The 11,586-nt window shown below is 72.9% G+C and carries 7 protein-coding genes; 5 read left to right on the top strand and 2 right to left on the bottom strand.

Annotation, left to right across the window (positions count from 1 at the left end):
• Positions 1-270: 270 nt before the first annotated feature.
• Positions 271-1,137: a serine/threonine dehydratase gene (locus tag ACFPM7_RS04045; RefSeq protein WP_378243943.1), complete on the bottom strand. Its 867-nt coding sequence runs from the start codon at positions 1,135-1,137 to the stop codon at positions 271-273.
• Positions 1,138-1,196: 59 nt separating this feature from the next.
• On the opposite strand from ACFPM7_RS04045, the gene ACFPM7_RS04040 reads away from it, so the two are divergent.
• Positions 1,197-2,228 carry a methionine synthase gene (locus ACFPM7_RS04040; RefSeq protein ID WP_378243941.1) on the top strand — a complete coding sequence of 344 codons (1,032 nt, stop codon included), beginning with the start codon at positions 1,197-1,199 and terminating at the stop codon, positions 2,226-2,228.
• Positions 2,229-2,230: 2 nt separating this feature from the next.
• Here ACFPM7_RS04040 and ACFPM7_RS04035 read toward each other — a convergent pair whose 3' ends face one another.
• The gene (locus ACFPM7_RS04035) at positions 2,231-3,091 is read right to left on the bottom strand and encodes a LysR family transcriptional regulator (RefSeq protein WP_378243939.1); all 861 of its coding nucleotides are present in this window, start codon (positions 3,089-3,091) and stop codon (positions 2,231-2,233) included.
• A 71-nt stretch (positions 3,092-3,162) separates the two neighbouring features.
• On the opposite strand from ACFPM7_RS04035, the gene ACFPM7_RS04030 reads away from it, so the two are divergent.
• The 4 genes from ACFPM7_RS04030 to ACFPM7_RS04015 all read left to right on the top strand — a co-directional run bounded on the left by ACFPM7_RS04030 (position 3,163) and on the right by ACFPM7_RS04015 (position 11,562).
• Entirely contained in the window at positions 3,163-3,825 is a 663-nt protein-coding gene (locus tag ACFPM7_RS04030) for a succinate dehydrogenase cytochrome b subunit (RefSeq protein ID WP_378243937.1), read from the top strand.
• A complete protein-coding gene (locus ACFPM7_RS04025) occupies positions 3,822-5,726 on the top strand; it encodes a fumarate reductase/succinate dehydrogenase flavoprotein subunit (protein ID WP_378243935.1) in 1,905 nt (634 codons plus the stop codon). The genes ACFPM7_RS04030 and ACFPM7_RS04025 overlap by 4 nt, the downstream gene beginning before the upstream one ends.
• On the top strand, positions 5,723-6,463 hold the full coding sequence (locus ACFPM7_RS04020; protein ID WP_378243933.1) for a succinate dehydrogenase/fumarate reductase iron-sulfur subunit: 741 nt from the start codon (positions 5,723-5,725) through the stop codon (positions 6,461-6,463). Before ACFPM7_RS04025 ends, ACFPM7_RS04020 begins: the two co-directional genes overlap by 4 nt.
• Positions 6,464-6,762: 299 nt before the next feature.
• Positions 6,763-11,562, top strand: coding sequence for a LamG domain-containing protein (locus ACFPM7_RS04015; RefSeq protein ID WP_378243931.1), 4,800 nt, complete (start codon positions 6,763-6,765; stop codon positions 11,560-11,562).
• The last annotated feature ends 24 nt before the right edge of the window (positions 11,563-11,586 follow it).

Genomic DNA, 11,586 nt, shown 5'->3' with positions numbered 1-11,586 from the left:
GTGACTATACATTGAGTGTATACACTCGAAGGGGAGTGAGGGGTGCGCGAAACCGGCACCGAGTGGCAGAGACCTGCGCGGGCGAGACCAGGAGGGCTGCCGAGACCAGGGCTGTCTGGACCTGGGCTGTCGAGACCTGGTCGGGGCTGTCCACAGCGGTGACAGGGGACGGTGCGCCTCTCAGCCTCGGCGGCATAACCTGGCGGCGGGGGGCCGGATGCTCGACATCGGCGCCGAGAGCGCACCGTCGTGGAGTCGACGCCCGGCGGGTCAGCGCGGGGTGGGGGTCCAGTCGGAGTTGGCGCCGCAGAGGATCACGCAGGTCAGGCCGTCGATGCGGCCGGCCAGCCAAGCGGCGAAGGGGACGGCCGCGGCGGGTTCGACGGCGATGCGGAATTCCGTCCACAGGCGGTCGCGGGCGGCGAGGGTTTCGGGGTCGGTGACCAGTTCGGAGCGGGAGCCGCGCAGGACGGCGAACGGGGTCTCGCCCACTCGGGTCGCGCCGAGGGCGCTCGCGCACACCGAGTTCACCGGCGAGTCGACCGGTTCCCCCGCGGCGAGGGCGTGGTGCAGGGCGCAGCAGCCCTCGGGTTCGACGGCGACGACCGGCCTGCCGCCGCCCAGCACCGTGCCCGCCGCCAGCCCGCCCCCGCCGACGGCGACCGCGAACACCTCGATGTCGGGTGCGTCGGCGACCGCCTCGGCCGCGCAGGTGCCCTGGCCCGCGACCACCAGCGGGTCGTCGTAGGCGGAGACGTAGTGGCCGGCTTCGGCGCGGGCGGCGGCGTTGGCCTCGGCGTAGGTGTCGCCCACGCGGACCAGCTTCGCCCCCTCCGCCGCGATCAGGGCCGCCTTGGCCTGCGGCGCCGTGGTCGGCACGTAGACGGTGGCCGGGATGCCGAGCAGGCGCGCCGCCGTCGCCACCGCCACCCCGTGGTTGCCCCCCGACGCGGTGACGACGTGCTCGGGGACGGGCCCGCCGAGCAGCGCGTTGAGGGCCCCGCGCAGCTTGAAGGAGCCCGTGCGCTGAAGGTGCTCCAGTTTGAACACCAGCGGCCTGCCGTCGACCTCGGCGCGCAAGACCGGGGTGCGGCGGATGTGCGGTGCGATGCGCTGAGCCGCTGCGACGACGTCCATGCCCCCCACTCTGCCGCACCGGTGACCACCCACCCGCCGCCGCCTGCGAGACTGCCCCGGTGAGCGCCGCACCCTGGGTCCCGGGCGCCGCGACCGGCATCGGGTCGCTGCCCGGTCGCGAGCCGGTCGAGGCCGCCGCCGTCGTGCTCGGCGAGCTGCCGGAGCTGCCGCACCTTCCTGAGCTGCCCGCGCGCGGGCTCGGGGCCGACATGCTCGGCCGGGCCGCCGCGCTGCTGGTCGACTTCGCCGTGGAGCTGGTGCCCTCCGGCTACCGCATCACCGCGCGTCCCGGGCGGGACCACCGCGTGGCGGTCGACCTGCTGCGGCGCGACCTCGACGCCGTCGAGGAGGCGATCGGGAAAGCGGGCGCGGCGCCGCCGGTGCTCAAGCTCCAGGTGACTGGCCCGTGGACGCTGGCTTCCGGGATCGAGCTGCCGCGCGGGCACCGGGTGGTCACCGACAAGGGCGCCCTGCGCGACCTGGCCGAGTCGCTGGCCGAGGGCGTCGCGCTGCACGTCGCCGAGGTGAAGCGGCGGACGGGCGCGCGGGTCGTCGTCCAGTTCGACGAGCCCGGCCTGCCGTCGGTGCTCGCGGGCGCGGTCCCCACCCCTTCCGGCTACGGCACCGTTCCCGCCGTCGCCGCCCCGGAGGCGCGCGAGGTGCTCGCCGCCCTCGTCGACGCCGCGAAGGCCGCCACCGGCACCGCCGTCGTCGTCCACTGCTGCGCCTCGGCCCCGCCGCTGGCGCTGATCCGCGCGGCGGGCGCCGACGCGATCGCCTTCGACGCCACCCTGCCGTTCACCGCGGCGACGCTGGACGAGATCGGCGAGACCTGGGAGTCCGGCGCGGTCCTGTTCCTCGGCGTCCTGCCCGGCGCCACCCCCGAGCGCCCCCCGACGCTGCGCCAGGCCGCCGACCCCGCCCTGCGCCTGGCCGACCGGCTCGGCTTCCCCCGCGCCACCCTCGCCGAGCGCGCCGTGCCGACCCCGGCGTGCGGGCTGGCGGGCGCGACCCCGCAGTGGGCGCGCAAGGCGATGGCGCTGGTCCGCGATGTCGGCAAGGCCTTCGTGGAGCCGCCCGAGTCCTGGTGAGCTCAGCCGACGTGGGCGAGCAGCAGTTCCCGGAACGCCCGCGCCGCCGAGGTCGGGGGCGCGTCGCTGCGGTGGGCGATGGCCACCGTCCGCCGCATGCCCGCCAGGGCCGCCGAGCGCAGGCGCGGTCGGTCGGCCAGCACCAGGCGCGGCACCACCGCGACCCCCAGCCCGGCTTCCACGAACCGCAGGACCGCGTCCATCTCACCGCCCTCGACCGCCAGCGCGGGCTCGAACCCCGCCGAGCGGCACGCCGCCAGCGTGGTCTCGCGCAGGTCGTAGCCCTCGCGGTACATGACCATCGGCCGGGTGCGCAGGTCGGCCACCCGCATCCGCTCCGGCAGCTCCTCGGCGGAGGCGACCACCAGCTCGTCGCGCAGCACCGGGATGGCCCGCAGCGCCGGGTCGACGCCCTGCGGCGGCACGATCACCAGCGCCAGGTCCAGCTCACCGGCCACCAGCGCCGCGGTCAGGTCCCCCGACCCGCTCTCCTGCACCCGCAGGCGCACCCCGGGGTGCTCGTCGTGGAAGGCGCGCAGCACCGCGGGCAGCACCCCGACGCACAGGCTCGGCGTCGCGCCCAGCCGGATGCGCCCGCGCCGCAGCCCGGCCAGCTCGGCGACCTCCAGCCGTGCTGAGTCCACATCGGACAAGATGCGGCTGGCGATGGGGACCAGCGCCGCGCCCGCGGGAGTCAGGGCGACCGAGGGCGTCCGGGTGAACAGCGCCGACCCCAGCTCCGATTCCAGCACGCGGATCTGCTTGCTCAACGAGGGCTGCGCCACACGCGCTTCGGCGGCGGCCCTGGTGAAGTTGAGCGTCCTGGCCACTGCCAGGAAGTACGCGAGCTGCTGAAGCGTCATAGCCCCAGGCTATCGACTCCAGCCGTTTCATGTATTGGACGCCTGTTGGCGCGCGTGCCTACCGTGGCGGCATGCCCACGGAAACCCTGGTGCGCCAGCGGGTTCGGACCTCGGCGGGCCGCAAGGCGGTGATGGCCGTCACCGGCCTCGTCCTGCTCGCCTACGTCGTCGCGCACATGCTCGGCAACCTCAAGGCGTTCGCGGGGGCGGAGTCCTTCGACGGCTACGGCCGGTTCCTGCGCGAGTTCCTCGCCCCGGTCCTGGGCCACGGCGGGTTCCTGTGGCTGGCGCGGATCGTGCTGCTCGCCGCCGTCGTCGCCCACATCGCCGCCGCCGTGTCGCTGACGAGGCAGGCACGCCGGGCGCGGCCGGTCGCCTACGCGGTGCGGCCCAAGTCCTACGCGGCGCGCACCATGCGGTGGGGCGGGGTGATCATCGCGCTGTTCGTCGTCTACCACCTGCTGGACCTGACCTTCGGCGTGCTCAACCCGCACGGCGTGCCCGGCGAGATCCACGCCAACGCCGTCGCCGGGTTCACCCGCTGGCCGGTCACCGCGTTCTACGCGCTGGCCGTCATCGCGCTGGGCCTGCACATCCGCCACGGCATGTGGAGCGCGCTGCGCAGCCTCGGCCTGCGGGTCTCGGCCCAGCCGCTCGCGCTGGCGGTCGCGGTCGCGGTCACCGTCGGCTTCCTGTCCGTGCCGTTCGCCGTCCTGGTGGGGGTCATCGAATGAACTACGACGAGGGTTCCCCGCTGCGCGACACCCGGGCCCCCGACGGTCCGCTGGAGACACGCTGGGAGCGCCGCAGGCTCTCCGCGCGGCTGGTCAGCCCGGCGAACCGGCGGCGGATGCGGGTCATCGTCGTCGGCACCGGCCTGGCGGGCGCCTCGGCGGCGGCGACGCTGGCCGAGCTGGGCTACACCGTGCTGTCCTTCTGCTACCAGGACAGCCCGCGCCGCGCGCACAGCGTCGCCGCGCAGGGCGGCATCAACGCCGCCAAGAACTACGCCGGCGACGGCGACAGCGTCGCCCGGCTCTTCCACGACACCATCAAGGGCGGCGACTTCCGCGCCCGCGAGTCCAACGTGCACCGGCTGGCCGAGGTCAGCGGCGCGATCATCGACCACTGCGTCGCCCAGGGTGTGCCGTTCGCCCGCGAGTACGGCGGCCTGCTCGACACCCGCTCCTTCGGTGGCGCGCAGGTGTCCCGGACCTTCTACGCGCGCGGGCAGACCGGTCAGCAGCTGCTTCTGGGCGCGTATCAAGCGCTTGCACGCCAGATCCACGCGGGACGGGTGCTCAGCCACCCGCGCACCGAGATGCTCGATCTCGTCGTCTCCGCCGGACGCGCCCGCGGAGTCGTCGTCCGCGACTTGGTCTCCGGTGAGATCTCCACGCACACCGCCGACGCGGTGGTCCTGGCGACCGGCGGCTACGGCAACGTCTTCCACCTGTCCACCAACGCCAAGGGCTGCAACACCACCGCGATCTGGCGCGCCCACAAGCGCGGCGCGTGGTTCGCCAACCCGTGCTTCACCCAGATCCACCCGACGTGCATCCCGGTCGGCGGCGACCACCAGTCCAAGCTGACGCTGATGAGCGAGTCGCTGCGCAACGACGGCCGGGTGTGGGTCCCGGCCAAGCAGGGCGACTCCCGTGCGCCGGGGCAGATCCCGGAGTCCGAGCGCGACTACTTCCTGGAGCGCCGCTACCCGCGCTTCGGCAACCTCGTGCCGCGCGACATCGCCGCGCGGGCGACGAAAGCCGTCTGCGACGCCGGGTACGGGGTCGGTCGGGGCGTGTACCTGGACTTCGCCGACGCGATCGGCCGACTGGGCAAGGAGGTGGTCGCCGAGCGCTACGGGAACCTGTTCGAGATGTACCAGCGCATCACCGCCGATGACCCGTACGAGGTGCCCATGCGCATCTATCCGGCCGTGCACTACACGATGGGCGGGCTGTGGGTGGACTACGACCTGCGCGCGACCATCCCCGGGCTGTTCGTCATCGGCGAGGCCAACTTCTCCGACCACGGGGCCAACCGGCTGGGCGCGTCGGCGCTCATGCAGGGCCTGGCCGACGGCTACTTCGTCCTGCCCGCGGTCATCGGCGACTACCTGGCCGACGGCCCGTTCGACGAGGCCGTCGACGCCGAGGAGGCCGAGGACGGCGTCCGCGCCACGATCGCGGCGCTGCTGGCCGTGCGCGGCGACCGCACGCCGGAGTCCTTCCACCGCGAGCTGGGCAGGCTGATGTGGGAGCACTGCGGCATGGAGCGCTCGGCCGAGGGCCTGGCGGAGGCGTTGAAGCGCATCCCCGACCTGCGCGCGGAGTTCTGGCGGCGGCTGCGCGTCGTCGGTTCCGGCACGGCCCTCAACCAGACCCTGGAGCACGCCGGGCGCGTCGCGGACTTCCTGGAACTGGCCGAGCTGATGTGCCTGGACGCCCTGCACCGCACCGAATCCTGCGGCGGCCACTTCCGCGCCGAGAGCCAGACCCCCGACGGCGAGGCCCGCCGCGACGACGCCCGCTTCGCCTACGCCGCGGCCTGGGAGCACGCCGACACCCCGATCCTGCACCGCGAACCCCTGGAATTCACCGCGGTGCACCCGACCGAGAGGAGCTACCGGTGAAGTTCACCGTCCGCGTCTGGCGCCAGCGCGATGCGGGTGACCGCGGCGGGCTGGTCGAGTACGAGGTGGACGACATCACCCCGGACATGTCCTTCCTGGAGATGCTCGACGTCCTCAACGAACGCCTCCTGACCGACGGCGAGGACCCGGTCGCCTTCGACCACGACTGCCGCGAGGGCATCTGCGGCATGTGCGGACTGATGATCAACGGCGCCGCCCACGGCCCCCGGGCCGCCACCACGACCTGCCAGCTCCACATGCGCGAGTTCGACCCCCGCCGCCCCATCACCGTCGAACCCTGGCGCGCCCGCCCTTTCCCGGTCATCCGCGACCTGGTGGTGGACCGCTCGGCCCTCGACCGCATCATCGAGTCCGGCGGCCACGTCGGCGTCCGGCCGGGGGCCGCCCCGGACGCCCACGCCACGCTGGTCGACAAGCCCTCGGCCGACCGCGCCTTCGCGGCGGCGTCCTGCATCGGCTGCGGCGCCTGCGCGGCGGCCTGCCCGAACGGCTCGGCGATGCTGTTCACCGCGGCCAAGGCGGCCCACTTGGCGGAGGTGCCGCCGGGGCAGCCGGAGCGCGCCTCCCGGGCGCTGGACATGCTGACCACGCAGGACGAGCTGGGCTTCGGCGGCTGCACCCAGGTCGGCGACTGCGCCACGGCGTGCCCGAAGGAAATCGGCACCGATGTCATCGCACTTCTCAACCGGGACGCATTGTGGCGGGTAAACTCTTAACTAACCCGGTTGGGCGAGTTGCTCGTTTATGGCGCAGCTCACCCGGATATCACCTCAGGGTGCGAAGAGTGATGACCTCGGGCTGGTTCCTCACCGATTGTAGACAATCTGCCTACTTGTAGCAATCGTGCTGCTACTGTGAGTGCATTCGCCTATTTGGCTTCTTGCTTGCTTTTCGGCCGTCAGTGAGAGTTCTGTCCGCTTTCTCGTGACGGGCCGAGCGACGGTCCGCGCGTCCTTCCTGGGGGTTGGACCGAATGAGGCCGATGGCCGCGCGCCGCTGTGCGCGCTCTGCAAGGGTGCTCGCGCTGGGCATCGCCGTGCTGATGGGACCTGTCGTGGTCCCGCCGACGGCCGTGGCGGCCCCGGTGGCCTACCCGGACTCGGCGCCGACCGAGGCCACGGCGACGGTGATCGCGCGGCAGACGGGCAAGGCCGTGCGGGTGGACGCGCTGACCGACGGGTCCACCGAGGTCCTCGCCAACCCGGACGGCACCTTCACCATGACCCAGCACGTGCTCCCCGTCCGGGTCGAGCGCGGCGACGACTGGGTCCCGGTCGACACCACCCTGGTCCAGCGGCCCGACGGCGGCATCGGGCCGCGCGCGGCGGCGGTGGACATCGCGATCTCCCCCGGGGGCGAGGGCGCGCCGCTGGTCGCGGCGGAGCAGGACGGCGCCGAGGTCGGCCTGGTGTGGCCCGAGGCGCTGCCCCGGCCGATCCTGGACGGCCCGACCGCGACGTACCCGGAGGTGATGCCCGGCGTCGACCTCGCGGTGACCGCCGAGGTCACCGGGTTCTCCCAGGTCCTGGTCGTCAAGAACCGGGAAGCCGGGCGCAACGCCGAGCTGCGCTCGGTCGCCTTCGGCACGCACACCGAGAACGCCGAGGTCCGCGCCGACGAGGGCAACGGCGCGGGCCGCGACAGCGACACCGCGCCCGCCGAGCAGGAGCCCGGCGACGCGCTGGCGGTCGAGGGCGCCGACGGCGAGCCGGTGTTCATCGGCGACGCCACGCGGATGTGGGACTCGGCAGGCGAGGCGACGAGGGCCGAGCGGCTCACCGGCTCCGCCGACGGGGCCAACACCGCGGCCATGGACGCCACCGTGTCGCCGACCGCGGTGACCATCCGCCCGGACACCGACTTCCTCGCCGACCCCGACACCGTCTACCCGGTCTACCTCGACCCCAGCTACACCTGCACCAGCCCGAACTGCGGCAAGGCCCACCACGCGGTCGTCCAGTCGGCGTGGCCCACCGCGCGCAACTACAACCGCACCGACGGCGCCCTGAGCGACCTGAAGGCCGGCTACACCTGCAACGACAGCCCGTGCTCGGTCTCGCGGACCTACCTGGGCATGAAGACCGGCAGCCTCGCCGGGAAGATCATCCACTCGGCGGACCTGCACGTCGAGGTGATCAAGTCGGCGCGCTGCGGGGACGCCACCCCCACCGAGCTGTGGCGCAGCAACTCGATCAACTCCGACTTCACCTGGGCCACCCAGCAGAACTGGCAGCAGGGCTCCGGGTGGGGCACGCGGCTGAGCACGGGCAACGTGACCAACAACCCGACCTACTGCCCTGCCACGGGCACCGGGTCCGGAATGGACCTGAACGCCACCGCCGCCGTGGTCGACGCCGCCGCGGGCGGCTGGGCCGTGACCACGTTCATGCTCAAGGGGCAGAGCGAGTCCGGCGACAGCTCCTGGCGGCGCTTCGACCTGAACCCGTTCCTCGTGGTCACCTACAACTCCCGGCCCAACGCGCCCACCGAGCTGGGCATCACCGCCGCCACCAAGACCTTCCCGTGCACGACCGGCGCGGGCCGGGCCTTCGTCGGCACCCGCACCCCCAAGCTGCGCGCCCGCGTCTCCGACCCCGACGGCGCCACCCTGTCGGCGGGCTTCCGCGTCTTCGTCGGCCCGCACAACAACACCGGCGCCTCGACCGACACCACGGACTCGTCGACCCCGTCCGGGCAGTTCGCCGAGGTGACCCTGCCCGCCGGGCGGATCAGCGCCGACGGCGTGCACACCTGGCGCGTGTGGGCCAACGACGGCGACGTCTCCACGTGGAGCGGCAACTGCGAGATGCACATCGACACCGTCACCCCCGGCACGCCGACGATCACCTCCGCCAGCTACCCGGCAGGCCACCCCGGCGGCGGCGTCGGCGTCCCCGGGACGTTCACCCTCTCCCCGCCCGCGACCGACCCGCACCAGGACATCGACTACTACCTCTACGGCTTCACCGACACCGGCGGCGAGCCCGTCGCCAAGGCGAACCCGTCGCAGCTCAACGCGCCCGCGACGATCTCCTGGGTCGCGCAGAAGTCCGGTCCGCAGGTGCTGACCGTCAAGGCCGTAGACCGGGCGGGCAACACCTCCGCGGCGGTCAACTACCCCCTCACCGTCGCCGACTACCAGGTCGGGGTCTCGGGCAAGGTCGCGCACTGGTCGTTCGCCGACAGCCTCGCCGACACCAGCGGCATCAAGACCCTCGGCTTCACCGGCCTGCCGCCCGAGGGCAGCTACGGCCCCGGCGCGAACGACGAAGGCGCGGGCGCCCACTTCGCCCCCGACGCGGGGATGCACTACCAGACCTCCGGCGCCCTCGTGCGCACCGACCGCGCGTTCACCCTCTCCGCGTGGGCCAAGCTCACCTCCGACACCCAAGACCACGTCGCACTCGCGCTCACCGGCACCGTGGGCACGGCGGTGGACCTGCGCTACAGCCACGCCGACGCCGCGTGGGCGGTCGTGGCGACGGGCGGCGACGGCGGGTCCGTCATCACGAAGGTGACCGCGCCGGCGACCCTGGACGCCTGGACCCACTTGGCCGTCGTCTACGACCCGGCCGCGGGCAACGCCCTGCGCCTGCACGTCAACGGCGCCGTCGCCGGGCAGGGCACCGTCCCGGGAAGCCTGTGGAACGCCACCGGGCCGCTGTTCATCGGCGGGGGCAAGACCCAGACCCAGCCCGCCGACTACTTCACCGGCGCGCTGGACACCATCCGCCTGCACGACAGCGCCCTGGACACCACCCAGATCGCGGCGCTGCACGCGGGCACCGGCTCCCACGCCCCGACCGCGGAGTACCTGCTGGAGAACGACCTGCTCAACTCCGGCAGCAACTACGACCTGTCCTGGGCCTCGACCACGAACTACGGCACCGGCTACGACGGCAAGTCCATCGACCTCGACCGCAACGTCGGCCTGCGCCCGAAGACCTCCATGCCGGTGATCAGGACCGACCAGGACTTCTCGGTCGGCGCGTGGGTCAAGCTCAGGGACAAGGACCGCCACTACGCGGTGGTCAGCCAGGACGGCGACCGGATGGCGGGCTTCCTCGTCCGCTACGCCTCCGACGTCGACCGCTGGATCTTCGGCCTGGCCGACCAGGACACCGACGCGGGCACCTACCAGTGGGCCATCGGCACCACCTCCCCGAAGATCGGCGAGTGGACCCACATCACCGCCGTCCACGACGCCACCACCGACAAGATCCGCCTTTATGTCAACGGCGTGCTGGAAGCCGAGCGCACGCAGGCCACGCCGATGTTCACCGCGACCGGCGGCTTCGCCATCGGCAACTACCGGGCGCGCGGAACCGGCTCCGGGCACCTGAGCGGCGACATCGACGAGGTCGCGGTCTACAACGGCGTCCTGAGCCCGAGCGCGGTGGCGGACCTGGTGAACACCCCCGTCGAACGCGCCCGCTACCTGCTCGACGTCGACGGGGCCGACCAGGTGGGCGGGCCTGCCGCGTCGGTGTACGGCACGGGCGTGCAGTGGGGCAGCGCGGGCGGGCACCAGGCGGGCCTCTTCGCCGGGCACCACATGGAAGGGACGGGCGTGGTCTCCGGTGGGGCTCCATTGGCCCAGTGGTCCTTCGACAATGCGCTGACCGACGCGTCCGGCAACGGTCGGACCCTCCAGCACCGCAACGCCACCACGACGACGACGGCGACCTACGGCGCACCCTGGGTCGGCACCCACGGTGTGCAGCTCAACGGGACCGACCAGCGCCTGCAGACGACCGGCCAGCTGGTGAACACCGCGTCGAGCTTCACCATCTCCGCGTGGGTCAAGCTCGACCGGGCCAACGCCTCCTTCACCGTCGCCTCGCAGGACGGCAACCAGACGAGTCCGTTCATCCTCCGCCATTCCGGCACGCTCAGCCGCTGGGTGTTCGCGGTGACCAGTGCCGACCAGACCAACCCCGGGTTGACCCAGGCGGTGTCCACGCTGCCGGGCAAGGTCGGCTACTGGACACACCTCGTCGCCGTGTACGACGCGGCGACAGGCCGCGCCCGCTTGCACGTCGACGGCGAACTGGACCACGACGTCGCTGTCGCGGCTCCGTGGGCGTCGACCGGCCCGTTCGTGCTGGGCCGCCTCAAGGCGGGCAGCGGCCAGGGCGAGTTCCTGCCCGGCGCGCTGGACGAGGTCAAGGTCTACGACCGCGCCCTGGCCGCCGCGGACGTGCACAAGCTGTGGAACCTCGGCAGCGACGTGCACGCGCCGCTGCCTGAGGAGTTCCGCGCCGACCGGTCGTTCACCATCGCCGCGTGGGCCCGTCCCACCGACTACGGGCCGATCGCGCGCAAGGTGTTCTCACTGGGCGGTTCCGGCCGGTTCTCGGCCCTCACGGTGGGGTACCGGCCCGAGTGGCAGCGCTGGGGCGTGCTCGTCGAGGGCTCGGGCGGCGCCGTTCCCGACCCGAACTGGATCCTCAGCGACAACGAGGCCTCGACCTACGGCGCGAACAGCGACGGGTGGGTGCACCTCGCGGTGTCCTACGACGCCGTCCGGGAGAAGGTGCTCTTCTTCGTCAACGGCGTCGAGCAGACCACGGTGCCGGTTGACGGCACCACCGTCGAACCCGCGTCGGGGACGACGCCCTACCACTGGTACGCGGGCGCGGACCTGCAGATGCCCGACCTCGGCGACCAGCTCCTCATCGGCAGGATCACCTGGATGGGACTGGCCGCGCACAACTGGTCCGGCGCCATCCGCGACGTCCGGGTGTTCAGCGGGGTGCTCCCGCGGTCCTGCGACCACAACCCGGTGTGCTTCAGCCAGCTGCCCGTGCTGTGACCGTCCCGCGACCGGCTTCGGACA

This window comes from Actinokineospora guangxiensis (assembly GCF_042657845.1).
GTDB classification, from domain to species: Bacteria; Actinomycetota; Actinomycetes; order Mycobacteriales; family Pseudonocardiaceae; genus Actinokineospora; species Actinokineospora guangxiensis.
The sequence above is the reverse complement of the archived record's forward strand: the minus strand, read 5'-3'. Positions and strand labels throughout refer to the sequence as shown.

What these genes read in the sequence shown, in the direction of transcription:
- ACFPM7_RS04045 (WP_378243943.1), bottom strand. Translation starts at nt 1,137, where the DNA reads ATGGACGTCGTCGCAGCGGCTCAGCGCATCGCACCGCACATCCGCCGC.
- ACFPM7_RS04035 (WP_378243939.1), bottom strand. Translation starts at nt 3,091, where the DNA reads ATGACGCTTCAGCAGCTCGCGTACTTCCTGGCAGTGGCCAGGACGCTC.
- ACFPM7_RS04030 (WP_378243937.1), top strand. Translation starts at nt 3,163, where the DNA reads ATGCCCACGGAAACCCTGGTGCGCCAGCGGGTTCGGACCTCGGCGGGC.
- ACFPM7_RS04025 (WP_378243935.1), top strand. Translation starts at nt 3,822, where the DNA reads ATGAACTACGACGAGGGTTCCCCGCTGCGCGACACCCGGGCCCCCGAC.